The organism is Enterococcus sp. AZ170, from assembly GCF_050545135.1.
Taxonomy (GTDB): domain Bacteria; phylum Bacillota; class Bacilli; order Lactobacillales; family Enterococcaceae; genus Enterococcus_L; species Enterococcus_L ureilyticus.
The window spans coordinates 2,677,195-2,703,932 of sequence record NZ_CP172947.1 but is presented as its reverse complement, the minus strand read 5'-3'; the positions used below and the strand labels follow the sequence as shown (position 1 = coordinate 2,703,932).

At 33.6% G+C, this 26,738-nt stretch carries 27 protein-coding genes; 23 read left to right on the top strand and 4 right to left on the bottom strand.

The annotated features are described in order from the left end of the window. The first annotated feature begins 183 nt into the window (after positions 1-183). The 5 genes from liaF (at position 184) to IGJ55_RS13055 (ending at position 3,869) form a co-directional block, all read left to right on the top strand. A complete protein-coding gene (gene liaF, locus IGJ55_RS13075; RefSeq protein ID WP_069639067.1) occupies positions 184-915 on the top strand; it encodes a cell wall-active antibiotics response protein LiaF in 732 nt (243 codons plus the stop codon). Continuing rightward, positions 912-2,015: a sensor histidine kinase gene (locus tag IGJ55_RS13070; RefSeq protein ID WP_207121094.1), complete on the top strand. Its 1,104-nt coding sequence runs from the start codon at positions 912-914 to the stop codon at positions 2,013-2,015. Before liaF ends, IGJ55_RS13070 begins: the two co-directional genes overlap by 4 nt. Continuing rightward, positions 1,990-2,622, top strand: coding sequence for a response regulator (locus IGJ55_RS13065; protein ID WP_069639069.1), 633 nt, complete (start codon positions 1,990-1,992; stop codon positions 2,620-2,622). Before IGJ55_RS13070 ends, IGJ55_RS13065 begins: the two co-directional genes overlap by 26 nt. Before the next feature lie 182 nt (positions 2,623-2,804). Next, a complete protein-coding gene (locus IGJ55_RS13060; protein WP_069639070.1) occupies positions 2,805-3,470 on the top strand; it encodes a potassium channel family protein in 666 nt (221 codons plus the stop codon). A gap of 87 nt (positions 3,471-3,557) precedes the next feature. Continuing rightward, on the top strand, positions 3,558-3,869 hold the full coding sequence (locus IGJ55_RS13055; RefSeq protein WP_430606614.1) for a HesB/YadR/YfhF family protein: 312 nt from the start codon (positions 3,558-3,560) through the stop codon (positions 3,867-3,869). 99 nt (positions 3,870-3,968) lie between these two features. Here the strand turns inward: IGJ55_RS13055 and IGJ55_RS13050 are convergent, their stop codons facing one another. After that, positions 3,969-5,456 carry a helix-turn-helix domain-containing protein gene (locus IGJ55_RS13050; protein WP_207121185.1) on the bottom strand — a complete coding sequence of 496 codons (1,488 nt, stop codon included), beginning with the start codon at positions 5,454-5,456 and terminating at the stop codon, positions 3,969-3,971. Between the two features lie 394 nt (positions 5,457-5,850). Between IGJ55_RS13050 and IGJ55_RS13045 the strand changes: the two genes are divergently transcribed. Continuing rightward, on the top strand, positions 5,851-6,789 hold the full coding sequence (locus tag IGJ55_RS13045; protein ID WP_430606613.1) for a glycosyltransferase family 2 protein: 939 nt from the start codon (positions 5,851-5,853) through the stop codon (positions 6,787-6,789). A 52-nt stretch (positions 6,790-6,841) separates the two neighbouring features. Here IGJ55_RS13045 and IGJ55_RS13040 read toward each other — a convergent pair whose 3' ends face one another. The 3 genes from IGJ55_RS13040 to IGJ55_RS13030 form a co-directional block, all read right to left on the bottom strand. Continuing rightward, the gene (locus IGJ55_RS13040; RefSeq protein WP_430606612.1) at positions 6,842-7,804 is read right to left on the bottom strand and encodes a phosphoglycerate dehydrogenase; all 963 of its coding nucleotides are present in this window, start codon (positions 7,802-7,804) and stop codon (positions 6,842-6,844) included. 99 nt (positions 7,805-7,903) lie between these two features. Continuing rightward, on the bottom strand, positions 7,904-8,995 hold the full coding sequence (gene ispG / locus IGJ55_RS13035) for a flavodoxin-dependent (E)-4-hydroxy-3-methylbut-2-enyl-diphosphate synthase (RefSeq protein WP_430606611.1): 1,092 nt from the start codon (positions 8,993-8,995) through the stop codon (positions 7,904-7,906). Positions 8,996-9,135: 140 nt separating this feature from the next. Beyond that, a complete protein-coding gene (locus tag IGJ55_RS13030) occupies positions 9,136-9,948 on the bottom strand; it encodes a DUF1189 domain-containing protein (RefSeq protein ID WP_430606610.1) in 813 nt (270 codons plus the stop codon). Between the two features lie 167 nt (positions 9,949-10,115). Here IGJ55_RS13030 and IGJ55_RS13025 point away from each other — a divergent pair, with 167 nt between their 5' ends. The 17 genes from IGJ55_RS13025 to IGJ55_RS12945 all read left to right on the top strand — a co-directional run bounded on the left by IGJ55_RS13025 (position 10,116) and on the right by IGJ55_RS12945 (position 26,706). After that, positions 10,116-10,724 carry a superoxide dismutase gene (locus tag IGJ55_RS13025; RefSeq protein ID WP_430606609.1) on the top strand — a complete coding sequence of 203 codons (609 nt, stop codon included), beginning with the start codon at positions 10,116-10,118 and terminating at the stop codon, positions 10,722-10,724. Between the two features lie 127 nt (positions 10,725-10,851). Beyond that, positions 10,852-11,826, top strand: a complete 975-nt coding sequence (dapF, locus tag IGJ55_RS13020; RefSeq protein WP_430606608.1) for a diaminopimelate epimerase — start codon at positions 10,852-10,854, stop codon at positions 11,824-11,826. An 84-nt stretch (positions 11,827-11,910) separates the two neighbouring features. Then, positions 11,911-12,753 (top strand): hypothetical protein, encoded by an 843-nt coding sequence (locus tag IGJ55_RS13015; RefSeq protein ID WP_069639078.1) that lies wholly within the window; start codon positions 11,911-11,913, stop codon positions 12,751-12,753. A gap of 141 nt (positions 12,754-12,894) precedes the next feature. Continuing rightward, the gene (locus IGJ55_RS13010; RefSeq protein ID WP_207121181.1) at positions 12,895-13,734 is read left to right on the top strand and encodes a YveK family protein; all 840 of its coding nucleotides are present in this window, start codon (positions 12,895-12,897) and stop codon (positions 13,732-13,734) included. A gap of 11 nt (positions 13,735-13,745) precedes the next feature. After that, positions 13,746-14,450: a CpsD/CapB family tyrosine-protein kinase gene (locus IGJ55_RS13005; protein ID WP_069639080.1), complete on the top strand. Its 705-nt coding sequence runs from the start codon at positions 13,746-13,748 to the stop codon at positions 14,448-14,450. A gap of 24 nt (positions 14,451-14,474) precedes the next feature. Then, a complete protein-coding gene (locus IGJ55_RS13000; RefSeq protein WP_207121180.1) occupies positions 14,475-15,239 on the top strand; it encodes a tyrosine-protein phosphatase in 765 nt (254 codons plus the stop codon). A gap of 66 nt (positions 15,240-15,305) precedes the next feature. Beyond that, the gene (locus tag IGJ55_RS12995) at positions 15,306-16,070 is read left to right on the top strand and encodes a sugar transferase (RefSeq protein WP_083244291.1); all 765 of its coding nucleotides are present in this window, start codon (positions 15,306-15,308) and stop codon (positions 16,068-16,070) included. A gap of 37 nt (positions 16,071-16,107) precedes the next feature. Continuing rightward, entirely contained in the window at positions 16,108-17,235 is a 1,128-nt protein-coding gene (locus IGJ55_RS12990) for a glycosyltransferase (protein WP_430606607.1), read from the top strand. Positions 17,236-17,307: 72 nt separating this feature from the next. Continuing rightward, positions 17,308-18,231: a glycosyltransferase gene (locus IGJ55_RS12985; RefSeq protein ID WP_429948896.1), complete on the top strand. Its 924-nt coding sequence runs from the start codon at positions 17,308-17,310 to the stop codon at positions 18,229-18,231. 13 nt (positions 18,232-18,244) lie between these two features. After that, positions 18,245-19,366, top strand: coding sequence for a glycosyltransferase (locus IGJ55_RS12980; protein ID WP_429948898.1), 1,122 nt, complete (start codon positions 18,245-18,247; stop codon positions 19,364-19,366). Beyond that, the gene (locus IGJ55_RS12975; protein ID WP_069639085.1) at positions 19,359-20,510 is read left to right on the top strand and encodes a hypothetical protein; all 1,152 of its coding nucleotides are present in this window, start codon (positions 19,359-19,361) and stop codon (positions 20,508-20,510) included. Before IGJ55_RS12980 ends, IGJ55_RS12975 begins: the two co-directional genes overlap by 8 nt. Positions 20,511-20,557: 47 nt before the next feature. After that, positions 20,558-21,232: an acyltransferase gene (locus tag IGJ55_RS12970; RefSeq protein ID WP_430606606.1), complete on the top strand. Its 675-nt coding sequence runs from the start codon at positions 20,558-20,560 to the stop codon at positions 21,230-21,232. Positions 21,233-21,236: 4 nt separating this feature from the next. Then, positions 21,237-22,184 (top strand): glycosyltransferase, encoded by a 948-nt coding sequence (locus IGJ55_RS12965; RefSeq protein ID WP_429948901.1) that lies wholly within the window; start codon positions 21,237-21,239, stop codon positions 22,182-22,184. A 14-nt stretch (positions 22,185-22,198) separates the two neighbouring features. Next, positions 22,199-23,728, top strand: a complete 1,530-nt coding sequence (locus IGJ55_RS12960) for a lipopolysaccharide biosynthesis protein (protein WP_430606605.1) — start codon at positions 22,199-22,201, stop codon at positions 23,726-23,728. Positions 23,729-23,921: 193 nt separating this feature from the next. Then, positions 23,922-25,043 (top strand): LCP family protein, encoded by a 1,122-nt coding sequence (locus IGJ55_RS12955; protein ID WP_429948905.1) that lies wholly within the window; start codon positions 23,922-23,924, stop codon positions 25,041-25,043. A gap of 128 nt (positions 25,044-25,171) precedes the next feature. Further along, a complete protein-coding gene (gene nagB, locus IGJ55_RS12950) occupies positions 25,172-25,873 on the top strand; it encodes a glucosamine-6-phosphate deaminase (RefSeq protein ID WP_207121174.1) in 702 nt (233 codons plus the stop codon). Between the two features lie 125 nt (positions 25,874-25,998). Continuing rightward, complete coding sequence (locus IGJ55_RS12945; protein ID WP_069639091.1) at positions 25,999-26,706, top strand: MgtC/SapB family protein; 708 nt, start codon at positions 25,999-26,001, stop codon at positions 26,704-26,706. The last annotated feature ends 32 nt before the right edge of the window (positions 26,707-26,738 follow it).

Here is a 26,738-nt window from a genome sequence, read left to right as displayed (position 1 = left end):
GAACAAAGGGCGAGCCAAAGCTATCATTAGTTTTGACTTGCCCTTTAAACCTGAATAAATTATAGAGAGACTCTTGTCTGTATTTAAAAATTAGGGCTAAAGTCCTATAGCAAAATGAGGCTTTAGCAACTAACATTAGTATGGGAATCAAGGTATACTAATTTCATAGGAAGGGGGATTATAATGAATAACCCATGGCGTTTTTTTATCGTAGTAGAAGCATTACTTTTTATATTAGCCTTATGGCAAATTATACATAACCCAGGTTTAGTAGTGGTATTAGTATTAGGTATCTTGAGTGCAGTTTATGCACTTAAAAAAGTACATCGCAGTAATTTCAATAATTTCCAGTTAGTATTGGGGATCATTTTGATTTTGATAGGAGTAATGAATAGCCCGGCATTTTGGTTGATGTTGGTTTTTGGTGTTTTATTTATTGGTCTAAAAGGTGTTGAAATCGCAGGAGTTGATATTACTCAACGAGCTCCGTGGCGAAAGAAACAAATGATCATGGTAGAAACAACGAATGTCGAACCTAAAAGCGGTCGCCGCTTTAAGCGTCCTTGGTTTGCCAATGAACGTATCGGGAGTAATGTTTATGAATGGGATGATATCAATATAGACGTGCTTTCTGGGGATACGATCGTTGACTTAGGCAATACCTTATTACCTAAAGATGATAGCATCATCATCATCCGCAAAGGCTTTGGCCGAACTAGAATTTTAGTTCCTCTTGGGGTTGCAGTTATGCTAGAACATTCGACATTTTATGGAAATGTTAATTTTGAAGAAGAAAAATATCATTTAAAAAATGAATCATTAAAACTCTATAGCCATGATTATGACACAAATAATCGCCGCCTAAAGATCATCACCAATACATTAGTCGGAGATTTAGAGGTGATCCGCGTATGATGGGGAAGATATCCAGACAGATGCTTTCACTATATGCCGCATGTAGTACATTTATTGTCGTTCTACTCACTCTGTTCTCTTATTTTCATTCAATCAAACAAAAAAATTGGATGTTGGAATTACTTCAAAGGAAAGTATTTTATATTCCTTTGATTTTCCATATGCTCTTGATCTCACTGTTAGTGGGATTATCAACATTTCTACTCGTATCTATTGTACAAAAAGCACAATATGGTAGAATTGAAGAAAAACTTCGTTTGTTAGCTCGAGGCAGTTACGAAAATCCTGTCATTACTAAAAGCGTACCACATGCGAGCAATGATCAATACATCGGCGAAGTCGATCATGATATTTTCAAAATTCGAACGAAATTATTGGAAATGTCAAAAGAATTGCAATTATTGAATAGTCGTCCACAAATCATGGATGGAGAGACAAAAGAGGAAATCTTAGAAGCGGAACGTCATCGTCTAGCTAGAGAACTTCATGATTCTGTCAGTCAGCAGTTATTTGCTGCGATGATGATGTTATCTGCTTTGAATGAACAAGCCCAGCGTAGTGATACGCTAGAGATGTTCCGTAAACAATTGGTAACTGTAACCGATATTATCAACGCCTCTCAATCTGAGATGCGTGCTTTGCTGCTTCATTTACGTCCTGTGAGCTTAGAAGGTAAGAGTTTACGTAAGGGAATTGAACAATTATTAAAAGAATTACAAACGAAAATCAAAATCGAATTGACTTGGGATGTTGAGGATGTTCATTTAAATAATAGTATCGAGGATCATTTATTCCGAATCGTACAAGAACTATTATCCAACACGCTTCGTCATGCAAAAGCAAAAGAACTTGAGGTATATCTTCATCAAGTAGACAAAAATGTTCTGTTGCGTTTAGTCGATGATGGTGTCGGTTTTGATATGAGTGAAAATGATAATAAGGCTGGAAGTTATGGCTTGAAAAATATTCGCGAACGTGTAGCAGGTATGGGCGGTATCGTGAAGATCATCAGTTTTAAAGGACAAGGGACAAGTGTTGAGATCAAAGTGCCTGTAATAAAGGAGGAAATGATAAGTGATCAAAGTAATGTTAGTAGATGACCATGAAATGGTGCGATTAGGAGTATCCTCATATTTGTCGATTCAAGAAGATATTGAAGTCGTTGGAGAAGCGGAAAATGGTCAGATCGGTTATGAAAAAGCCCTCGAATTACGACCAGATGTGATTTTAATGGATTTAGTCATGGATGTGATGGATGGGATCGAATCAACAAAAGCAATTTTAAAAGATTGGCCCCAAGCCCGTATCATTATTGTGACTAGTTTTATTGATGATGAAAAAGTCTATCCAGCCATTGAAGCTGGTGCTGCGGGCTACCTATTGAAGACCTCTACGGCACATGAAATTGCCAATGCCATACGTGCTATTGCTAGAGGTGAACGTGTGTTAGAACCAGAAGTAACGACTAAAATGATGGAACGCTTAACGAAAAAGCAAGAGCCAGTTTTACATGAGGATTTGACGAATCGTGAGCATGAAATTTTAATGTTGATTGCCAAAGGTCGTAGTAATCAGGAAATTGCAGATGAGTTATTTATTACGCTAAAAACAGTTAAAACACATGTCTCGAATATCTTAGCAAAACTAGATGTTGAAGATCGTACACAAGCGGCAATCTATGCATTTCAGCACGGTTTAGCAAAATAAAAAATAGACAACTACGGGTGAATAAGGCAATCTTGTTCACTTTTTTTAGTAGTAAAATAAGTACTCAGCAGTAACAAATAAAGTAGAAATAGTACGTACAACACGGAATGATTTACTGTTTCTGTTCAATTAGCTATCTGTTTGTTATACTTAAACTAAATCTAATGCTAGGAGAAATAAACATGAAGCAAAATTTTGCAATTATTGGTCTAGGAAGATTTGGCGGCAGCATTTGTCAAACGTTGATCGAGTCAGGTCAAGAAGTTTTGGCGATTGATAGTAATGAAGACCGAGTAAATGAATACATGAATATAGCAACCCACGCAGTTGTAGCAAATGCGCAAGATGAAGCAACATTGCGTTCTTTAGGAATTCGTAACTTCGATCATGTCGTTGTTGCAATCGGTGAAGATATTCAAGCGAGTATTTTAGTCACTTTGATGGTAAAGGAAATGGGTGTTCCAAACGTTTTAGCTAAAGCCGTGAATGAGTACCATGCCAGAGTATTAGAAAAGATTGGAGCTGACTTGGTTGTTCATCCTGAAAGAGACATGGGCATCAGAGTAGCACATAAATTAGTTTCTCGAAATATTTTAGACTATATCGAACTATCAAATGAAGTATCATTAGCAGAGGTTCGCGTATCAAATCCTAAATTTTATGGCAAAACACTGGGGGACTTGAATTTTCGTCAACGCTTTGGCTTGACCGTAGTGGCCATCCGCCGCTCAAAATCAGAAGTAATTGCCTCGCCAGCAGCTGAAGAGATGGTACGAGAAAATGATAACCTATTGGTAGTTGGCGAAACAGACGATGTTGATTTGCTGGATGAAAAGATGAATGAGTAAGGCCAAGCACTTTATTCTCTGAAAGACAAACTCTGTGCTAAAATAACAAGAGTGATAACTAGCTTTCATGTTAGGAGGAAATTGAAGATGAAATTAACAATTACGCCGCGTGCGCAACAATGGTTCAAAGAGGAAGTCGGTGTTACCTCGGATAGTGGTATTCGTTTTTACGGTAAAATTTACGGTAAGACAGATGTCCATGAAGGGTTTTCTATAGCCATGTCAGTAGAAGCGCCAGATCAACCACAAGTCAAAGAAGAGATTGAAGGCATTACTTATTTTATTGAAGAAACGGATGATTGGTTTTTTAAAGGGTATGATTTATTAGTGGATTATGATGAAGACAAAGATGAACCGAAATACAACTTCGCTGAAAATAAAGAAGATTTGAAACAATAAAAAATCAGCTTAGCTGGATGAAGTAAATTTTCAATAGTTTCTTTTATAGTAAAGAGCCTTAGACATAACTAGCAACTAGTTTTGTCCAAGGCTCGTTTTTTAACTAGATAATGAAGTCGATTTTTCTGTATATTTTTTATGTAACGTATCGATAAGATTCGCTTGATAATCAAGGGCATGTGATAATGGAATGACTTGGAAATTATCAGTTTGCTTGATTTTTTCTGGCAGCAATAGTTTTGATGCTGCTATGTAGAAATCATAATCATCGTCAGATGTTGAGGAGACAAAAGAAACGGTGACAAATGAAAGATGCTCTAAAAAATCAAAAAGAGGTTTCAAGAATATAGCATTCGGCGACAAAATAATTCCTACATTCAACTGATATTTAGGATTATTTCTTTCATAAAAAGGAAGGAGTAAATAAGAACAAATATAAACTAAATCTTCCAAACAATTCTTTATCCAAGCGAATTCTGGGAGTAAAATGATCTCAGCCAAGAATGATCGGACTTTTACTGAAAGTGGTTGATACAACGGATTTTGCTCTTTGATACATTTCTCCATAAAGTTAATGGCCAGTGGGAGTGAATCTTTCAATACAAAGTGATTGAGACAAGTAGTAAAGAGATTGGCATTTAGTAATTCTTTTATGTCATTAGATAATTTTTTCTCAGAAAATAAAGATTGATAAAAGCCTTCAAAGCGTTCAATCAAATTTCCTAAAGGCTGCTGGTCACTTCTCATATACTCTTTTACATAGCTTAGCCTAGGATCGTCTGCGTAAAAATAAATGCTCCAATAGAACATCATAAAGGAAAGAAAAGTAGCTTCTCTTTCTATGAATTGCTGAGGGATCTTCGATTGTTCCAGCTTTTTAATAAAAGACATATTTACTTTTGGAAAAGTTAATTGTTTGAAGGGAGGCTCGATAATGAAGTGTTTCTTTTTGATTCGTAATTGAGAAATTGTTGTTAGAAGATACCATTCTCTTGGTTCAGCATAAGTCATCCATTGATGGTCATGTGAATCAAACAGCTCAACCCCTCTTTTTGTTTCATCTAACGCTAAAAAAAGATCTTCCCCGCATGATGCGATCCAAAAAAAGTTTAGATAAACAATGCGAATCAAGTTTTCTTTCCCTGTAAGTTGGAGTTTGGAACAATTCAACTGAATATCGAAATCTTTTAAATAATTAATCAATGGTTGCAGTCTTCGAATAATCGAAGCCCGACTAATAAAATGATCTCTGCAAAAGTGTTCAATCGTATAATTATTTTCCGAAATTGTCGCAAGTAAAAACTTATAAGGTAAGCTTTTACGAAATAAAAATTGAGCGTATGGAATATCTCGCAACTTGGATAAATCAATATGTACCTTTCCTTGATCGTTCAATAATTCAAGGTTTTGTTTCTCCATGAGATCCTCATGTATCTCAGCAAACAAAGAAATTAAACGAGCATAAGAAAAATCTGTGAACTGTTCAAAATAATGAATGCTATATGTACCATCTGCTGTAGCTAATAGTTGATTAAAAACACTGATCTTGCGTTGGGCAACATCATCTAATAAAATGTCTTCTAGCATATTTAGTCTCCTTTTAGTGATTTTGTTTAAAAGTTATTGCAATTTCTGATGATTAGTTTTACAAAGATAAATAGAGCATAAAAATTAATTCTCTTTATAATAACCATTTAATCTAGGGATTTCAATTATAAATTAGAAATCTAATAATTATTTAAAGTTACATTAATATTTTATTTGTAGTTTGTATTGTTGCATCTATTGGAATTTATATATTTCAATTTATATCTAATTAAAAAATATGTGTTATTTATATAGTTTAAATTTGTTTTTTTCTGTATTTTATAGGAGGTTTCCCCCTTTCATTATGGTGAATACGTTTATACATAATTTTATTATTATTCAGTTAAGAATGTATGCTATAATCAAAAAAGAATACTTTTTTGGAGGAAATTTTATGCTATCGATTATTGTTCCTTGTTACAATGAAGAGGAGTCAATTCCATTGTTTTTTGATGAAGTGGAAAAAGTGAGTTCGGAAATACAACAGGATATAGAATACATATTTATTAATGATGGATCGACTGACCATACCTTAAGTACACTTAGAAAATTATATAAAGAGCATCCTGAAAAAGTACGTTATCTTTCTTTTTCCAGAAACTTTGGGAAAGAAGCTGGGTTGTATGCAGGGCTTAAGGAAGCAAATGGAAGCTTGGTAACTGTCATGGATGTAGATTTACAGGATCCGCCAGAGCTATTACCTCAGATGATCCAAATGCTAGAAACAAATCAAGAACTTGATTGTGTGGGTACCAGACGGGGAGATCGTGCCGGTGAACCGCCTATTCGTAGTTTTTTTGCGAAAATGTTTTATCGTTTAGTCAATAAAATTGGAGAAACTGAGATGGTTGATGGCGCACGTGATTTTCGTTTGATGACACGCCAAATGGTAGATGCGATTTTAGAATTAACTGAGTATAATCGTTTTTCAAAAGGCATTTTTAGTTGGGTCGGTTTTAATACAGCATATCTTTCCTATGAGAACCGCGAACGAGTAGCTGGAGCTACGTCTTGGTCTTTTTGGAGTTTACTAAGTTATTCGATCGATGGAATCGTTAATTTCTCAGAAGCACCATTAAATCTTGCTTCTTATATTGGGGCTTTTTCATGTGTGGGTTCAGTGATAACAATGTTTGTGATTTTCTTCAGAACAATCATTAAAGGAGATCCGACAAGTGGTTGGCCGTCGATGGTTTGTATTTTTTTATTTGTTGGGGGATTGCAGTTACTTTGTCTGGGGATCATTGGGAAATATATTGGGAAAATTTTCTTAGAGACAAAAAAACGGCCGATTTATCTGGTAAAAGAAACAGAAAAGGATCGGAAATTATAAAAAAACACTGATTCAACGCATTAGAGTGAGTGTGGAATCAGTGTTTTTTTGATCAATAGCCTTGATGCAAGGATATTTCATTTTTTACTAGTGTATGATCTTTTAGAAATTGTTTGAGGTTTTGCATAAATATTAGTGATAGTTTTGTTTTAAATTTAGGGGTTAACCCAGAGATATGAGGAGTGATCAAGACATTATCCATGTGCCATAATGGGCTGTCACTAGGTAACGGTTCCTCTTCAAAAACATCCAAAGCCGCAAAACGTAGATGACCCGTATTCAATGCATCAATCAAATCATTTGTATTGACAGAAGGTCCTCGCCCAACATTGACAAAAACGGTTCCAGGCTTCATTGCAAGAAACAATCTTTCGTTATACATCTGATAAGTATCATCGGTCAAAGGGAGAATATTTACAACAATATCCATTTCATTGACAATCCGGCTGATATTTTTATGTGAGTAACATTCAATAAAACCATTTGTTGCATGACCAGATGTATTTACGCCATAAGTTTGGATTCCTAGACCTTGTGAGAAAACAGCAAGCTGTTGTCCGATATGTCCCGTTCCAATGATCAACATTTTTTGCTCAGAAAGTTGCTGATAAGTGATATTTTCTCTTGTCCACTCATTTTTCGATTGGTTATTGATACTGGCTCGAATCCCACGGAATTCAGTCAATAATGTCCCTAAAACATGTTCTGATATAGATACGCTGTGAATGCCGCTAGCATTAGAAAGCAAGATTTTTTTATCAGCGAAACGCTTCAAATCGTAAGAGTCTACACCAGCTGAAATAGCTTGGACCCATTGTAGTCGACTTGATTCAGAAGCTAACAAACGTTGACCTAATTCTTTGTCCCAGCCAAGCATAATCTGGATATCGTCCTCTATCATTTGAGTTGTTTCTTTTTGAGCATCGATAATAGTATACGCAGGAGCAGCTCGCTTGATTGTTTCAACTTGCTCTTCTTTCAATTGTTCATACAGATAAATTATTGGTTGTCCCATGTTGATTCCTCCTCGCTACTTTATTGTAACAAAAAAGTATCCAAAACCAAAAAAGAGTGAACTGATAATCACATCATTCCACTCTTTTTTGGTTTTGGATTATATTTTTTCTCCGCGAGCATAAGCCGCAGCAAGAATATCGACTTCTTTCTTCAATTCATCGACCATGATTTCTTCTGGAACAGTTCGGATGATTTTCCCCTTTTTGAAAAGCATTCCCTTACCGTTTCCACCAGCAATCCCGATATCAGCTTCCCGCGCTTCACCAGGTCCATTAACAGCACAACCTAAAACCGCTACTTTGATGGGTGCTTTGATGGTTTCGATATATTCTTCAATTTCATTAGCGATTGGGATTAAATCGATTTCGATCCGTCCACAAGTTGGGCAAGAAATTAATGTCGCAGCATTACTTGCCAAACCAAAAGCTTTTAAAACTTCTTTGGCGACTTTGATTTCTTCGACAGGATCGGCTGATAATGACACTCGACAAGTATTTCCAATACCTCGTGATAACAATGCCCCAAGACCAGCAGCTGATTTTATACCGCCAGAAAATTTTGTTCCAGCTTCTGTAATGCCTAAATGTAGCGGATAATCGAACGTTTGTGCTGCTAGAGTATAAGCTTCGACTGCTAAGTTAACATCACTTGCCTTCAATGAAACAATAATATCGTAAAAATCTAACTCTTCAAGTATCTCGATATGTTCAACAGCACTGGCTACCATGGCTTCTGCAGTTGGATACCCGTATTTTTGCAAGAATTTTTTCTCTAATGAACCAGCATTGACACCGATTCGGATTGGAATTTCTTTGGCCTTACAGGCTGTGACGACTTTTTCTACACGATCTTTACGACCAATATTTCCTGGATTGATTCGGATTTTGTCTACGCCTTGTTCGATAGCTTTTAGTGCTAAACGATAATCAAAATGGATGTCAGCAACTAAAGGAATCGAAATCTGACGTTTGATAGCACCTAAAGCTTCTGTTGCTGCCTCATCAGGGACTGCCACACGGACGATTTGACAACCAGCTTCTTCTAAGCGTTTGATTTGAGCTACAGTGCCATCGATATCATGTGTTTTTGTGGTACACATACTTTGAATAAACAACTCATCACTTCCGCCAATCGTTAAATCGCCAATCTTAACCTGACGAGTATTTTTACGATGGGTCAATTCTCCCATAATTAATTCTCTCCCTATTACTATGCATTTATTTTATAAGACATTTCTAAATAAGTATCATTTATGTTCCAGTTTCTTACATAATTATAAGCCAAATTATGTAAGAAATGTTTAAGATTCAATTCATTTGTTTTTATAAGTTAAACTAAAGGTGTTTCTCGCCGTTCCTCATTACGAATAGCAAAAAAGAAGATCAGTAATGAAGTGAAGACGATTAGGAAACTGTCATCAAATGAGCGAGTGAGAAAATGAAGAATACTACTGATGATCACAGGCAGTGTCGCACAATAAGTTGCGATTTTTAAACAATCTAAAAAACGTAATTTATACAAACGGATCTTACTATAAAGATTGGCACCGATAGTTATCATAAGTAAGTTGATGACCAAGTTGATGAAAGTGGGATACAACGTAACAATAAAGACAATTAACTTTATCCAAAAAGGGACATTTGCCTCATCTAAAGCTAGTTTCAACTGTTTACTATTCAAGCCGTCTAAAGTTCCTTTAGAATAGGGGACTTCAAATTGATTAGCGCCTAACAACGCATCGGCAGCACCTGAATTAGGCAAAGCTACAACAAATTCATCTTTCAAAAAACCTAGACCAACAGCGCTTCCTACGGAATCAGCTGCCACATCATTAAGAGTGCGTTTTCCATCTGGATCAAATGTAAAAATGATTGAGTTTGTCTGATAGATGAAACCTTCAGCTTCTTGAGAAGTTTGAAATTTTCCATCTGTAATGTTGAAATCAGGTAGTTTTGTAGCGATTTCTTGTCCATCACTCTTAATGTCGTTCATAATAGAAAATATTTGCTTTGTTATTGGCAAGGCAAGAATGATACTTAGAAAAAAAACATATAAAATAACTTTCCAAAAAGGCATTTTTTTTGCCTGATTGAGATCAGTTAATCTAAATAACGAGTGTTTAAAAAGCGTAAATGAATTCATGATTTCTCTCCTGACTTGAAATTGAGTATACACGTCATTTTAAAGGAGATATCAAGGAAAAACAAGTTTATATCAAACTTTGTAAGCAATTACTTTGAAGGTTGCCATAAAATCTGTTATGCTATAAATGTATGAAACTTTATACTTAATTAATGGAGGGATTTTTTATGACTTACACTTTACCAGATTTACCTTATGCTTATGATGCATTAGAACCTCACATCGATGTGGAAACAATGCATTTACACCATGACAAACACCATAACACTTATGTGACGAATTTAAATGCTGCAATCGAAAAGCATCCTGAATTAGGGACTAAATCAGTAGAAGAATTGATTGCTGATATGGATAGCATTCCTGAAGATATTCGTACAGCAGTACGTAATAATGGTGGCGGACATGCCAATCACTCATTCTTCTGGGAAATCATGGCACCAAATGCTGGTGGTGCGCCAACAGGCGACATCAATGAGGCTATTGACGCCTCATTTGGTAGTTTTGATAAATTAAAAGAAGAATTTAAAACAGCTGCAACTGGACGCTTTGGTTCAGGTTGGGCATGGTTAGTTTTGAATAACGGTAAGCTAGAAATTACTTCAACTGCAAACCAAGACTCACCTTTAATGGATGGTAAAACACCAGTTTTAGGTTTAGACGTTTGGGAACATGCTTACTATTTAAATTACAAAAATGTACGTCCAGAGTACATTGATGCATTTTGGAACGTAGTAAACTGGGATGAAGTGAATAAACGCTTTGCAGCAGCTAAATAATTAAGAACAAAACAACGTTTTTAGAAACTTTTTGAGGAAAACAGTAAATTATGCTGTTTTCCTCTTTTTGTTTGTGGCATACTATTAGTTAGGAATATAAAATTAGGGAGAGTAAGGGAGAACTATAATGAAGATAACTATGCAAAAAGTTCATGGATCAGAAAATGATTTCTTTTTAATAGATGAAACGCAGTTGGATGAGCCCCTTACGGAAAAGGAAATCGACACTTTACGCACTCGCCTATGTGATAGAGAGACAGGTCTTTTAGGTGGTGCTGATGGCTTATTGCTAGTGGAAGAAGTACTAAATGGTGAATCACTCGCTAAGATGCGGGTGGTCAATCGCGATGGTAGTGAAGCCAGTATGTGCGGGAACGGTTTACGTACTGTAGCTAGGTATTTAGCCGAAAAGTATAAAAAAAGCTCCTTTACTGTGGAGACTATGTTTGCTGACCTTAAAGTACGCAAGGCGCCTAATCTAGCGGAACAAGTAGTTACCTATCAAGTAGAAATTTCACCTGTTCGTTTTGAAGCAGCTGCGATTCCGATGCAGACTGAAAATAATACCATAATGGATGAAGTGATCCCAGAATTGTCTAACGATCTGAGATTTTCAGTAGTAGCTGTTCCTAATCCACATTTAATCACATTTGTAGACCGTCAAACTCTTATGGGAGAAGAATTTGAACGAATCGCGGCATATGTAAATGGTGTCAACCCACTATTTCCAGATGGAGTCAATGTGAGCTTTGTTGAGATATTAGGAAAAAATGAAATCTTTGTGCGCACGTTTGAACGTGGGGTTGGATTCACTAGCGCATGCGGTACTGCAATGTGTGCAAGCAGTCTAATGTATGTCCTGTTGAACGAAGGAGAATGCAGTGAACCGATTACTGTTAAAAATACTGGTGGCATGGTAAAAACTGTAGTTCATGAAGATGATTCAGATGGCTATTGGATGGAATTGATAGGGAACGCGACAATTACACATTTGGTATCTGGTTTACAGACTGATTTTTTAGAAGGTCACTTCAATAAAATAAGTGTTAAGGAAACTGTTGAACAAGCAGATTATTTGGCATTTTTAGCATCTATAAAATAGAGGCACAATAAGTATGAGGATTGGTATGTCCAAAATACAAAAGTTGGTTATTTAAAAGTAAGGTATCCCTAAAGGAGTGTAGTAGTGATAAAAAGTGGAAGGTTTGGTAGTAAGTCAGTAATGAAGGTCATCTATTTGATTGTAATCATCAGTTCAATTGGTATTTGTTTTTTAGGATTACAATCAAATGCTAATAAAGAACGTCAACGAAAAGTCGAATATGCAAAAACAACGATAAAAAATGAAACTGTAAAAATACAAAGACTTAATAAACAAATTCTTCAATTCTATCAAAATGATCAGGAAGAATTTTTAGTAGAGCCTGTTGATATGGAGAAATTAAAGGAAATGGAACGTGAAATCCTTTCTCTAAAAACAGAAGCAAAAGACTTCGATTTAAAAAGTAATGATTTTTCTGTAGATACTGTCGAAGTAACACAAGGAAAAAAAGAAATGACCACTAAAATAAAGAATCTTAAGAATAAAAAAGAAATACAAGAGCAAATAACCGCATTACTTGTTCATGCGCCAAACGACTGGACAGCTCAGACTATAGATATCATCATCAACGAGCTGGCGTCAGTTACAGCTATTTCTAAACTTCGTAGTAAAATCGCTGATTCTGAAAATGAGTGGAATAACGCCATCATTGCATTTTTAACTGAAATGGATACTCAAGTCAAATACTATTCTGATTTAAAACAAGAAATTACTGCTATGAGCAAAGATGGAGTATTGTCCGATAGTGTAACTATGGATAATTTTATTCTTATTTTTAATCAGTTAGATCAGATCAAAAATGAAACATTGAAAAAAGAGTTAGTTGATAAAATGGATGTAATTGACAACCTTCTAGAAAAGCAAGCGATGGGTGAAGTAATAGTAAATCAAGAAGAAATCCTGCCTAGTGAAGAACCTCTAGGATAAAGCTTTTTGGCTTGTTAGAATGAACTCTATCAATTATTTCAATAAATATTGAAATAATTGATAGCTATTCTGTACAAATAACCTTGTAGTTGCTTCAGCTAAAATCTATAATTATTTGTAAGTAGTTAATTGGAGGAAAAAATGGAAGAGACAATCAGTTTACAAGAATTAATCGGAGTATTAAAAAAACGTATCGGTCTAATCATCGTCAGTATGTTTTTAGGGTTAGGTGCCGCTGGAATATTAACATATTTTGTAATCACTCCTAAATACAGTTCTCAGGCGCAATTGATCGTGCGGTTACCGCAAAATGAAACAACCAACGTTAATGATATCAATGGAAATTTACAGATGATCAACACCTATAAGGATTTGATCAAAAGTGATACGGTAATGACCGAAGTACAGCAAAGAATGAAAACGGAGCATGATAATGATTTAACTGTTGAAGCTTTGGGTGAAAGTATCTCAGTAAATCAATCACAAAATTCTCAAATGTTTTCAATCGTTTCCAAAGTAACGGATCCACTTGTAGCACAAAATATTGCCAATCAGACTGCTTTGGTTTTCCAAGAACAAGCAAAAGATATGCTGAATGTAGACAAGATCACGATTATATCTGCGGCAACTGCAAATGTGAATCAAGTCTCACCAAACGACAAAATAAATCTAATGATTGGTTTGGCTTTAGGAATTATGTTCGGAATAGTTGTAGCTTTCATTTTAGAATTATTTGATAAAACAATCAAAGATGATAGTTTTGTAGAAGATGAGCTTGGCTTTACGATATTAGGTGTCGTACCTAATATGACAGCCAAGGAACTAAATGCAAAAGTAGTACGTAATCCATCGGTGTCTGATTCATTTGTGAATGATCCTAGAGGGCCGGCTAGAGACGTACCTAAACCTACCACAACAAAAGAAAATAGTAAGCCTGATAATTCTACCCCACCAATACGTAGAAGTCGTCCACGAGTTTAAAGGAGTATAGAATGACAAAAAATATAATAAGAGCGCAAAAAAAACAGAAAACAAAAGCTGTAAGTTTAATTACTTTAGCTGATAAATCTTCCCCTATTTCAGAACAATATCGAACGATTCGAACCAATATTCAGTACGCTATGGTAGATAGAGACTTAAAGACCTTGGTTATTACTTCTTCTGGCCCAAGTGAAGGAAAATCCACTACATCTGCAAATTTAGCGATTGTATTTGCAAATTCTGGTAAACGTGTCTTACTAGTGGATGCGGACATGCGCAAGCCTACAGTAGCCAAAACATTTACTTTAGATAATGCACGTGGATTGAGTACGTTATTAGGTAGCCGTGAAACGATGTTACATCAAGTGGTGCAACCTTCCGGAGTTGATAATTTATTTTTGATGGCAAGTGGCCCGAAACCACCTAATCCTTCAGAATTATTAGATTCTAGAAGAATGCAAGAATTGCTTCAGGAGTTAAAGCATCAATATGATTTGGTTATTTTTGATATGCCACCTGTTGTTGCGGTGACAGATGCACAAATCGTTTCATCAAAATCAGACGGTACGATTCTAGTGGTCCGTGAAAATGTTTCAAAGAGAGACTCTTTGCTGAAAGCGAAAAGCCTACTAGAGTTGGTGGATGCAAATATCCTAGGGGTTGTTTACAATGGGTCGAAAAGTATAGAAGATCAAGGATATTATTATGGATCATAAAAAAGAATAGAGAGGGGAAAGCCGATGATCGATTTACATTGCCATATATTGCCAGGTATTGATGATGGCGCCAAAACAATCGATGATTCCCTTGATATGGCACGGATGGCTGTTAAACAGGGAATCACACATATCCTTTGTACGCCGCATCATAATAATGGTAAATACGATAACCCAGCTGAGCAGGTCATTACCCACGTGGCAACTTTACAAAAAGAATTAGATCAGCGGAGTATCCCACTTACTTTATATGAAGGACAAGAAGTACGGATCAGTGGAGATCTACTGGAACAAATTCAGACAAATGATATTTTATTTACAGATCTTGAAAATCGATATATTCTAATTGAGTTTCCGACTAACGATATCCCTGCTTATACGGAACGATTATTTTTTGAGCTACTAAAAGCGGGGCACATTCCGGTGATCGTTCATCCAGAAAGAAACAGTAAATTTATTGAAGATCCTAATCGATTATTGCCGTTCTTAGAGATGGGGATACTCACTCAATTAACAGCTCCAAGTTACGTTGGTGTTTTTGGAAAACAGATTGAGCGTATAGCCAAACAAATGGTTTCACACAATATGATTTATATGATGGCTTCTGATGCCCACAACATAAAAAAACGCGGTTTTTTTATGAAAAAAGCTTATGATGCTATTGAGAAAGATATGGGCGTGGAACATGTGGCGGTTATGCAGCAAATGGCTAAAGATGTCTTGAATGGGGATGGTATCCAAAGACCTATTTTTAGAGAGATTAAAAAGAAAAAATTTGGTTTATTTTAGAGATAACAAATAATTAAATGATTTTATATATTGTTGTTGGTATGTTTTTAATACATAGTTGTTGGTATGATCAAATCAGGGCTAAAAGGGGTGCTTAATTTGGAGGGGAAGTTTGTAAATGTTGGTAAAGACAAAGAGAAAAAACAAGCATATATAAAAAGAAGTAATGAATCTAACAATTCGCATTTAGAAAGAGATTTTGCACAACGATCTTTATCTTTTCGTATATCAAAAAGAGGATTAGATATTTTAGGAAGTTTAATAGGACTTATATGCTTTAGTCCTTTATTTCTCATAGTAGCTTTTTTAATAAAAAAAGAAGATTCAAAAGGTCACGTGTTATTTGCGCAACAACGAGTCGGTAAAAATGGAAAGCCGTTTATTATGTATAAATTTCGTTCTATGTGTACTGATGCAGAGAAGAAATTAGATGAGCTATTGGAATATAACGAAATTGAAGGTGCAATGTTTAAAATAAAAAAAGACCCTAGGGTGACCAAGATCGGGAAAAAGTTACGTCAAACAAGCATAGATGAGTTACCTCAGCTTTGGAATGTTTTGAAAGGTGACATGACATTAGTAGGACCAAGACCTCCACTAGAAAGAGAAGTTAAAGAGTACAGTCAACATGACATGCTAAGACTGACTGTTAAACCTGGTTGTACAGGATTGTGGCAAATATGCGGCAGAAATGACATTCATTTTGACGACATGGTGGAACTTGATTTAGAGTACATCGCGAATCCTTCTTTAATGAGTGATATTAAAATTATTTTTGCAACAGCCAAAACTATGCTATCAATTAATTCAAATAGTAATGGTGCATATTGAACAATTTATGTTAAGAAAAAATAGGAGTTCAACACTGATGAATAATGAAAAAAAAGTAATTAGAGTTGCTATGATTATGGGAAAGATGATTGGGGGGGGAATTGAAGCTGTTGTAATGAATTATTATCGTCATCTTGATCATTCTAAAATTCAATTCGATTTTATTATAGATAATGATTCAACGATTGTTCCAAGAAAAGAAATTCAACAATTTGGTGGTCGTATTATTGAAATCTCACCCTATCAATCAATACTAAACTATAGTAAAGATTTAGAAAAGTTATTTAGAAAAGAAAAATATACGATTGTTCATTCACACATAAATTCATTAAGTGTGTTTCCATTAAGAATTGCTAAAAAATGTGGTATTCCTATACGAATTGCGCATAATCATAGTACCGCGGCTCCAGGTGAAATAAAGAAAAATATTTTGAAATATACATTAAGGTTATTCTCCACTGTGTATCCTACACATTATGCAGCACCCACTTTGTACGCTGGACAATGGCTATTTGGAAAAAAAATTGCGAATAATCAATTGGAAATAATAAATAATGCGATTGACCTTCAACATTTCGCTTATGATGTTGAAACCAGAAATAAATTCAGAGAACAATTTGGATATTCTGGAAATGAGTTTGTCGTCGGAAATATCGGTCGTTTTGTTTGGCAAAAAAACCAATTATTTATTATCGAATTGTTCAACGAATTATTAAAGCAAAGAAAAGAAGCAAGGCTTCTTTTAGTTGGTGAGGGACCTTTAAAGGAAGTATTAGAAAAAAAAATTTCTGAATTAGGGATAGCGGATGAGGTAACGTTTGTTTCAAATACTAAAAATGTCAATGTATACTATCAAATTATGGATATTTTTTTGTTTCCTTCAAATTATGAAGGATTAGGGATGGTTGCAGTGGAGGCTCAAGTTGCTGGATTGCCAGTGATAGCTTCTGAAAAAGTTCCTGTAGATGCAAAAATATCGAATAATTATTGGCAAATTAATTTAAGTGCTGGAAAAAAAGCATGGTTAGAGTGTTTAAAATCAGTAAAAGTAGATAATAGAGAAAGTTACATAAATGATGCTGAAAAAAAGGGATATAATATTAATAACGCTACGCCCAAATTGATGAATTACTATAGGCATCTTTTTGAGGAAAATGATAGGTAATTTATTTTTTCTAAATGTTAATATGATATGCATGGATATGCAAGATGAATAGAAATTAATGGAGGACTTATTATGGTTAAAGTAGCAGTATTTATGTCTACTTATAATGGGGAAAAATATTTAAGAGAACAAATTGAATCAATACTTGCCCAAAAACATGTAAAAGTATTTTTGTATGTTCGAGATGATGGTTCATCTGACACAACGGTCGATATCTTGAAAGAATTCAAAGAAAATAAAAAATTAGAATTCTATGTTGGAGAAAATATTAACTACGGAAAAAGTTTTTGGGAATTGATGCTAAAATATGGTGAAGCTGAGAAGTTTGATTATTTTGCTTTCTCTGATCAAGATGATTATTGGGAACCTGTTAAGCTTTTTAAGGCATTAGATCTATTAGGCAGTAATGCTCATCCAAAACTATACTTCTCAAATATGGAATTTGTTTCAAGTGATTTGAAGAGTATCGGGCTAAAGAAGTTTGACAATATGAGAATTTCTTTGGGAAGTGAGATGATTCGACACCGAGTTGCTGGGTGTACATATGTATTTAACAAATCATTATTTGAATTTGCTAAATATGTGGATTTTACTTCATTTAAAAAGAAATTTGAACATGATGTGTGGCTATATATTTTATGTTTATCTGTTGAAGGTGAAGTAATTCGTGATAAATCTAGTTATATAAAGTACAGGCAACATAGTGATAATGTTACAGGTCATAGACAAGGACTTATCAAAAGAATGAGGAGAGAAGTTCTGTCTCATTATTTATATCAAGAAAAGAAGAATCTGAAACAAAGTTATTTTCTTTGTCTGTATAAACATTATGAAGACTATATAAGTAACGAAAATAAAAAAATTATAGAACAAGTGATAAATTATAAAACAAATTTAGGCAGTAAAATTAATCTATTAAAGAACAAAGACTTTAGAAGTGGTAATTTTGTTTTTGATACTATTTCAATTTTAGAAGTTTTCTTTGGGGTATATTAAGGAAGTGAAGTAAATGAGAGGTGTATATTTATCGCCAAATGTTTCGCATAATCCTGGGATAAATCAAAAAGTTCTGAATCAAGTAGAAGCCTTTAAGGAAACTGGAGCGGACATTTGTTTAATCATGGATAATAGGAGTGGGAAGTTAAAAAAATTACAAACTGCTATGCCTATTTTTAGTAAGCAATTTGATCGTTTTTTTCCAAAAAAACTAAATAATTACGATTTTGTGTATATCAGAAAACCTTACTATTTTGATTTTGATTTTATACGAAAGTTGTCAACAGTAAAAAAAAGTGGAACTCAAATTATTTTAGAAATACCAACTTATCCATATGATAGTGAATTTAAACATAAAATTTTAATGTTTCCTACGGTATTAAAAGATAAATTGTCAAGAAAAATGTTAAAACGATATGTTTCTCGAATAGTGACTTTTTCTGATGACGAAGAAATCTTTGGTATTAAAACAATTCAAACATTTAATGCATTTGATTTTAAAAGTACTAACTTATCAAAGAAAGTAAATTATAGCAGTAAAATGGAGATAACGCTAATAGCAGTGGCTAATATAGAAAATTGGCATGGTTACGATAGATTAATAATAGGACTTTCAGAATATTATTTAAATAAAAAGGATGATGATCCTGATTTTAAAATATTTATAGTTGGTGGAGGTAATAAGAAGATCATTCAACTTTATAAAAAGATGATTTTTGATAATGATTTAACTGATAGAATTATTTTGACAGATAAAAAAACAGGGAAAGAATTAGATGAGTTGTTCTCATCAGCTGATATTGGTGTTGATTCGTTAGGAAGACATAGAAGCAAAGTGTATTATAATAGTTCACTAAAAGGCAAAGAATATTTAGGCAGAGGCTTGCCTATAATTTCCGGTGTTGAGACTGAATTGGATAATCCAAAATATAATTTTCCCTATTACATGAGAGTTTCAGCAGATGATTCGCCGATAAATTTCAAGGATATTATACTTTTTTTTGAAAAAATACACGATAATAAAAATGCATACTCTATCAAAAAATTTGGGGAAGAAAACTTTAGTTTTAAGGCATCCGTAAAACCGGTAATTGATTATTTAAAGGAAAATGAAGGAAAACACAGTTATGAATAAAGACAAATTAAAAAATATAATCCCTATTTTATTATTGTTATTTTTTTCTTTAAAACAAATTATTGTCAACTATTCAACAATCAATCAATACCATATGTATTCAAAACTAAATCATACATTGACTTTTGGTATTGTTTTTTTACTAGTATTTTTCATAATATTTTTTTGTCAATATAAAATTAAACAATATGCTGCTATAACCTTTATTGGAATCATGATCGTAGTTTCTAGTTTTATAACAAAAGATTTGGCTATAGTAGTGTTTTACTTGTTTGTTTTAGCATTGAAAAATATAGACTATAAGAAAATAGTGAAAACAATCTGCTTTTCCCAAATCACTGGTGTAAGTCTAATACTTATGTTATTTAACTTAGGACTTATTGATGAAAGAATTTCTACAAGGTTGGGTATTGTGAGAAGGAGTTATGGTTTTGGTCACCCAGCTTTTCTATCGACATTTTATTTAATGATTGTTATGGAACTATTTTATCTCTATGAAAATAAGATTAAATACTACCATATAATCATTGTAGTGATTTTAGCAGAAATAATCGATAGAACGACTGATGGAAGGACAAATATGTATTGTTTGTTTTTATTTCTATTTTTATTTGTCATTAGAAAGTCGTTTCGCAAAATTTTAGATTTAAAGACAATAATGTATGTAACAAATTACATCTTTCTATTTTTAGCTTTACTTTGTTCTGTCTATTTAGCAGCAAAATTTAATCCTTATAATATTTTGGAAGCGAAGCTAAATTCAATCTTATCTAATAGACTGTATCTATCTAATTACTTTTGGAATAACTATGGTCCGAGTTTATTTGGTCAACCATTGAAATTTATTTCAACTTTAGAAGGTAGTCTGACAGGTCAGAGCGTATTGATTCTAGATAATTTTTATTTGAATTTAGTTATTAAATTTGGTTTAGTCATGACTGGTTTATTTGTGGGATTTGTATTGAAGTTGTTGAAATTACTTTACTTAAGAGAAGAGACAACTTTGTTAATCATAGTATTTGTTTTTCTAGTATACTCATTAATATCGCCTATAATTATAAACTTGGAGCTTAATTTTATCTTCTTTGCTGGCGTTTTTATATTTCAAAAACAATATAATCCCAAAAATGAACAGTTCAACTAAGCTGAACTATGTTACTCCAAAATATAAAAATATTAGAGGTGAGTAAAGTGGAGAAAGAAAAAATAGAAATAGTTTTCAGTAAACTACTCTCTATCCCTAAATCAATTTTTTGGAATTTTAGACTACTTCCTTTTAAACAAGCGCTACGTTTACCATTGTTATTTCACTTTAAAACTAGGATGTATGTGAATAAGGGAACTATGATTTTATTAAAAGATGCTAAATTATTCAATTTTTCTTTTGGCTTTGGCGGTTCACTTGGTGTTGCTAGAAATAAAGAGTCCTTCTTTATAGTTAGAAATAGCGGAACATTGAAAATAAAGGGTAAAAGTACATTTGCTGCAGGTTCTTCCATTCGTGTTGAAGAAGGGGTCTTGGAAATTGGGGCTAATTTTAATGCAAATAAAAATTGTTATATAAGTGTTTTTAAAAAGGTAACAATTGGTGAACAAGTTTTATTAGGTTGGAATGTTACTTTAATTGATAACGATGGTCATACAATTGACAGTAATCAAAATGTAGGTGAGATTCATATATCCAACGATTGTTGGATAGCAGCAAATAGTTATATTTTAAAGAATGTAAGTTTAGGATCAGGAAATGTCGTGGCAGCCCGAAGTCTGGTGACGTCATCTCTTATGAAGCAAGGTACACCAAGTAGGTCAGTTATTGCAGGACATCCTGCAAAGGTCATTAAGACAAATATAGTTTGGAGAGAGTAGAAAAGTGAAAGATAGTTTGGGACAATGTCCGTTAGTTTCAATCATTATGCCAGTTTATAATGTTGGAAGATACTTAGAGGATTCTCTAAAAAGTGTTGAAAAACAAACTTATGCCAACATACAGTTGATTATTGTAAATGATGGTAGTACAGATAGTAGTGGTAACATCATCAAACGATTTATTAAGTCTACTAAATTAACTAATTTGATTTATATAGAGCAAGAAAATGCAGGCCTTTCCGAAGCGAGAAATACAGCGATTAAAAGAGTAGATGGAAAGTACACTTACTTTTTTGACTCCGATGATATTTTAAATGCTAAAGCTATAAAAAAAAGTGTTGAGTTTATGGAAAAAAAGAATATTGATTTACTTATGTTCTGTGCTGAAGCTTTTATTGAAAATGAGCATAGCTATCAAAGTAAGTATGTATTTAGACCTAAACAGCTTAAAAGTGAAGCTGTCTATTCTAAACAGGAATATATTTTTAAAATGAAAAATGAAAGATTTTCTGCTGTATGGTTATATTTATATAGAACTGAAATAATAAAAAGGAATTCACTTTGTTTTTATCCAGATATATATTTTGAAGATGCGTTATTTACCCCTATTGCGTATTACTATATGAATACTGTAGGTTTTTTATCAGATGTTTTTGTATATCATAGAATAAATCCTCAATCTATAACAATGCGAGATGATAAGGATGAATATAAAGTTTCATCTTATCTAACTGTATTAAAAGAATTAGATTTATTTGTTAAAATGAATGTAGCTGACAAGTGGTTAATCAATTATTATTCGAAGCAACAAATGTTTACAGTAAGAGAGATTCGAAATTTTTCTATACTGGATAAAGTACATATAAGAACTTTATGTAAAAACTATAATATTGGTTTTGATGTTATTTATGAGTTGAAATCAAGAATAAAAAAAATAGTTAGAAAAGTTTAGAATGGGGAGTAAAAATGTCTCATAAATCTAGAATTCACTATTCCGTACTGAATTCCTCAATATCAGGGGGAATTTATGTTCTGAAAATGCTTGCTCAATTTATTTCCAGAAGTCTTTTTATTTATTTTTTGGGTAAAGAACTTTTGGGGTTAAATGGCCTATTTACGAGTATTTTGAATATGCTTTCTTTGACAGAGCTCGGCATAGGTACATCGATTATATATTCTCTTTACAAACCTTTAAATGAGAAAGATGATCATCAAATTAAGGCACTGATGTCCCTATATAAAAAAATCTATACAACCATAGGTATAATTGTTGGTATTCTAGGGTTAATGTTAGTTCCATTCTTACATATTTTTATAGAAAGTGCTTCAGAAATAAATGGATTATACTACTATTATATATTGTTTTTATTAAATTCTGTTATAAGCTATTTTTTTACATATAATCGTTCTTTATTGAATGCAGATCAAAGAAGTTACATATCAGCAATCAATGATTTCATATTTCAATTATTGGTGATTATTGTTCAAGCTTTCGTTCTTTTTTTAGGAAAAGGTTATGCATTTTTTTTGATTGTTCAAATTATTGGGACTTTACTAAGTAATATTACGATTTCTATTAGAGTGAATAAAGAGTTTCATTATTTGAAAGATGTTCCGATAATGAAGCTGCCAAAAGAAACTGTAGCCACTTTAAAAAAAAATACCATTGGTAATCTATCGTCAAAAATAGGACAAATTATTGTTAATGGAACTGACAGTTTATTGATCTCAATATTTGTAAGTTTGGCATCAGTAGGAATATACTCAAATTATTTTTTGATAGTCTCAAGCGTACAACAATTATGTGTTCAAATTACCAACTCAATAACTGCAAGTATTGGTAATGTGGCTGTTGCCGGGGACGAGGAACATGGTTTCGCGGTGTATAAAAAACATTATTTTGTGAGCTTTTCTTTATTATACTTTTCATCGACTAGTTTAATGATTGCCTTAGATCCATTTATACATTTATGGTTAGGTAGTTCATACCTCTTATCAAAAGCAACAATGCTTGCTATAGTTGTAAATTTCATTGTAAAACTTTTTAGGCAAACTCCACTTGTATTTATTGATGCATATGGCTTAGCTTGGATACAAAGATGGAAAGCAATAGTTGAATCCATTGCAAATCTAACTTTTTCTTTGCTTTTTCTTATAGTTTTTGATTTAGGAATTGTTGGGGTGATGTTAGGGACAATCCTTTCTTCTTTGATGACTGTTTCTTGGTACGAACCATATGTAGTCTTCAAATATGGAATAAACAAACCGTTTGGAACTTATCTAAGAATCACAAGTAGATATCTTTTGATATTATTGTTTACATTACTACTAACCTATAGTGTAAATAATCAAATTGAGATTTTGGGAATTGTGGGGTTATTAATCAGATTAAGCGTAGGTTTAGTTATCGCGCTGTTGATTTATCTAATAGTATTTAAAAATGATGATGAGTTTTTATCAATTATGTTAATAATAAAAAAATTGCTGAAGCGATAGTTCCACTTTTTTAAAACAATGTAAGTCCACTGATTAGTGGAATCCAAAGAAAAAACAATAATCGGATCATTGGTCGTTATTTTACAAATACATTAAGATATCATGCCAATTCTTCAAAAATGTTGCTAGGTGCTTAAAATTGTGAGAAAATAGACATCATGAATTATTCTTGCAAAAAATGAGGAAGTGTCTTATGAAATTATGGAAAAAAGTAATATTGACCGTTTTAGGATTGGTTCTTATATCAGTTGCGGGATTTTGTGCATACGGGATTAAAATGTATTCTGATGCAACCTATACTGTAAAAGGGGTTTATGAATCGATTGACCGGACTTCTAAAAGAAGAGAAGCGGCCGTAAATATCGATGCACAAGAACCTTTCTCTGTTTTATTAATGGGAATCGATACTGGAGATTTAGGCCGTACAGAGCAAGGCCGCTCAGATACTACGATGGTAGTTACTATTAATCCTAAAGAAAAGAAATCGACGATGATCAGTTTAGATCGAGATATATTGACTGAGATTGTTGGTAATGGGACAGAAGATAAACTAAATCATGCCTACGCATTTGGTGGAGCTAAAATGGCGATTGATACAGTATCAGAGTTACTGGATATTCCAATCGATAATTATGTATCGATCAATATGAAGGGACTAAAAGATTTGATTGATGCTGTAGGAGGAATTGAAGTTGATAATACATTAGGTGAGTTCACCTTGGATGGTATTGTTGTCCCAGCAGGTAAAATCACGCTAGATGGTGAGACTGGGTTGGCATATGCGCGTATGCGTAAAGAAGATCCTGATGGAGATATAGGGCGTCAACGTCGTCAAAGAGAAGTTGTTGAAAAAATTGTCAACAAAATTATCAGTTTAGACGGTTTAACAAAGTATAGAAAAATTTTGGATGCGGTAAAAGATAATGTGAAAACTGATTTAACTTGGGACAATATGGTAGATATTCAAAAGAAATATATGCCTGCTTTTAAAAATATCGATTCATTGCAATTAGATGGAGAAGGTACAGAAATTGATAGTATTTATTATCAATTATTAGATCCAACTAAATTATATGAAACTCAAACTGAGCTACGTGCGCAATTGGGTATGGCAAAAAATGAAGAGATGCAAGCTAGAGATACTAGCAATTACAATAATTACGCTGGTGGGAATACTGCTGCATATGGTGGCACTTCAACGGATACTACTAATTATGGTTATGATCCAAATACGTATGTTGATCCGAATACTGGTGTAGTGGATTCTACTTATACAAATCAAGAGGAAGCTGTTTATCCAGATAATGGTTATTAATTATATAACTTCTATTTTCGAAAGAGAATAGAAGTTTTTTTATTTTCACTCACTTTAGACTAGAATTCTTTTTTATAGGGTGTTATAATTGGACTATACCAAATAAGAATACGAGGGAGTAACTTGCAATGGAAATTATCAAAGTAGCGAACGCTGAAGAAGGCGGAAAAAAAGCATTTGAACTGATCAAAGAAGGCATGAGTAATGGTGCAAAAGTATTAGGACTTGCGACAGGCAGCACGCCAGAAACATTATATAAAGAAATGACTGCAAGCGATTTGGATTTTTCTGAGATGACTTCTGTGAATTTAGATGAATATGTTGGCTTAGGCGGAGAAGACGATCAAAGCTATCGTTACTTCATGAATGATCAACTATTTAACAAAAAACCATTTAAAAACACCTACGTACCAAACGGAAAAGCAGAAGATTTAGCAGCTGAATGTAAGCACTATGAAGGGATTATCGACGATAATCCAATCGACATTCAAATTCTAGGTATTGGACAAAATGGGCATATTGGGTTTAACGAGCCAGGGACACCACTAGATAGTTTGACTCATGTAGTTGAATTAACTGAGTCTACAATTAATGCGAACAAACGTAATTTTGAAAAAGTTGAAGATGTACCAACTAGAGCTGTTTCAATGGGAATCGGCTCAATCATGAAAGGCAAAAAAATGATTTTAATGGCATATGGATCAGCAAAGGCTGATGCGATCAAAGGAATGATCGATGGACCTGTTTCTGTTGACTTACCAGCAAGTGCGTTACAAAATCATTCAGATGTTGTTGTCATCATTGATGAAGAGGCTGCTAGTAAATTATAAAAATATGAAGCTGTGATCACAGGATTAATTCCTTTGATCACAGCTTTTTTTGATGAAACTAAGCATCATTCTCTCAATTCAAATTAGTGCTATAATAGGATAGAAGATCAATAGGAGGATTGAGTATGGTGGATATAATTTTAACAGTTCCGGAAATCATTATAAGACTATGTTTGGCAATGCTGATTGGTGGAGTCATTGGATTTGAACGCCAATACAAAAATCGCCCAGCTGGTATGCGGACACATATTTTAGTTTGCATGGGAGCAACGATCATTGCATTAATTCAAGTTGAAATCGCTGCTAGTGCTTTGCAAGATGCGATTAATCATCCAGAGTTAACTGGTGTGATCCGCTCCGACCAAGCAAGACTAATTGCACAAGTTGTTAGTGGAATCGGTTTTTTAGGTGCAGGAACGATCATAGTGACGAAACAGTCCGTTACCGGCTTGACCACAGCCGCATCCTTATGGGCTGTCGCAGGTTTAGGAATTGCGATTGGTATGGGTTACTATGCTATTGCGATAACTAGTTTTATTGGTGTTTTTATTGCTTTAACAGTTGTTAGAAAAGTAATCCATGTCCCGACAACAAAGAAACTAGAAATTCGTTATATACACAAACAAGAAACAAAAGAATTTATCAACCAGTATTTTGAAGAACACAAAATTGAAATCGAGGATGTCAATTTCAATGTAGTCTTAGTTGAAGACGTGCAGATTTACACGAATATTTATACGATTGATCTACCTAAAGGCATGACCTATGCTGAAGTGATAGAGGACTTATCGATTTACAAAAATATCACGAAACTGCGGCTAGTTAGTATATAAGTTATCTTATTATTATAAGGAAAATAAAGTGA

Excerpts from the sequence above, each read along its gene's own strand:
- IGJ55_RS12955 (WP_429948905.1), top strand. The coding sequence starts at position 23,922 with ATGAAATTATGGAAAAAAGTAATATTGACCGTTTTAGGATTGGTTCTT.
- IGJ55_RS13040 (WP_430606612.1), bottom strand. The coding sequence starts at position 7,804 with ATGGGACAACCAATAATTTATCTGTATGAACAATTGAAAGAAGAGCAA.
- IGJ55_RS13030 (WP_430606610.1), bottom strand. The coding sequence starts at position 9,948 with ATGAATTCATTTACGCTTTTTAAACACTCGTTATTTAGATTAACTGAT.
- IGJ55_RS13045 (WP_430606613.1), top strand. The coding sequence starts at position 5,851 with ATGCTATCGATTATTGTTCCTTGTTACAATGAAGAGGAGTCAATTCCA.
- ispG (WP_430606611.1), bottom strand. The coding sequence starts at position 8,995 with ATGGGAGAATTGACCCATCGTAAAAATACTCGTCAGGTTAAGATTGGC.
- IGJ55_RS13070 (WP_207121094.1), top strand. The coding sequence starts at position 912 with ATGATGGGGAAGATATCCAGACAGATGCTTTCACTATATGCCGCATGT.
- dapF (WP_430606608.1), top strand. The coding sequence starts at position 10,852 with ATGAAGATAACTATGCAAAAAGTTCATGGATCAGAAAATGATTTCTTT.
- IGJ55_RS13010 (WP_207121181.1), top strand. The coding sequence starts at position 12,895 with ATGGAAGAGACAATCAGTTTACAAGAATTAATCGGAGTATTAAAAAAA.
- IGJ55_RS12960 (WP_430606605.1), top strand. The coding sequence starts at position 22,199 with ATGTCTCATAAATCTAGAATTCACTATTCCGTACTGAATTCCTCAATA.
- IGJ55_RS12995 (WP_083244291.1), top strand. The coding sequence starts at position 15,306 with ATGATCAAATCAGGGCTAAAAGGGGTGCTTAATTTGGAGGGGAAGTTT.
- liaF (WP_069639067.1), top strand. The coding sequence starts at position 184 with ATGAATAACCCATGGCGTTTTTTTATCGTAGTAGAAGCATTACTTTTT.
- IGJ55_RS12980 (WP_429948898.1), top strand. The coding sequence starts at position 18,245 with ATGAGAGGTGTATATTTATCGCCAAATGTTTCGCATAATCCTGGGATA.
- nagB (WP_207121174.1), top strand. The coding sequence starts at position 25,172 with ATGGAAATTATCAAAGTAGCGAACGCTGAAGAAGGCGGAAAAAAAGCA.
- IGJ55_RS13005 (WP_069639080.1), top strand. The coding sequence starts at position 13,746 with ATGACAAAAAATATAATAAGAGCGCAAAAAAAACAGAAAACAAAAGCT.
- IGJ55_RS12990 (WP_430606607.1), top strand. The coding sequence starts at position 16,108 with ATGAATAATGAAAAAAAAGTAATTAGAGTTGCTATGATTATGGGAAAG.
- IGJ55_RS13060 (WP_069639070.1), top strand. The coding sequence starts at position 2,805 with ATGAAGCAAAATTTTGCAATTATTGGTCTAGGAAGATTTGGCGGCAGC.
- IGJ55_RS13000 (WP_207121180.1), top strand. The coding sequence starts at position 14,475 with ATGATCGATTTACATTGCCATATATTGCCAGGTATTGATGATGGCGCC.
- IGJ55_RS13050 (WP_207121185.1), bottom strand. The coding sequence starts at position 5,456 with ATGCTAGAAGACATTTTATTAGATGATGTTGCCCAACGCAAGATCAGT.
- IGJ55_RS12985 (WP_429948896.1), top strand. The coding sequence starts at position 17,308 with ATGGTTAAAGTAGCAGTATTTATGTCTACTTATAATGGGGAAAAATAT.
- IGJ55_RS12945 (WP_069639091.1), top strand. The coding sequence starts at position 25,999 with ATGGTGGATATAATTTTAACAGTTCCGGAAATCATTATAAGACTATGT.
- IGJ55_RS12975 (WP_069639085.1), top strand. The coding sequence starts at position 19,359 with ATGAATAAAGACAAATTAAAAAATATAATCCCTATTTTATTATTGTTA.
- IGJ55_RS13025 (WP_430606609.1), top strand. The coding sequence starts at position 10,116 with ATGACTTACACTTTACCAGATTTACCTTATGCTTATGATGCATTAGAA.
- IGJ55_RS13055 (WP_430606614.1), top strand. The coding sequence starts at position 3,558 with ATGAAATTAACAATTACGCCGCGTGCGCAACAATGGTTCAAAGAGGAA.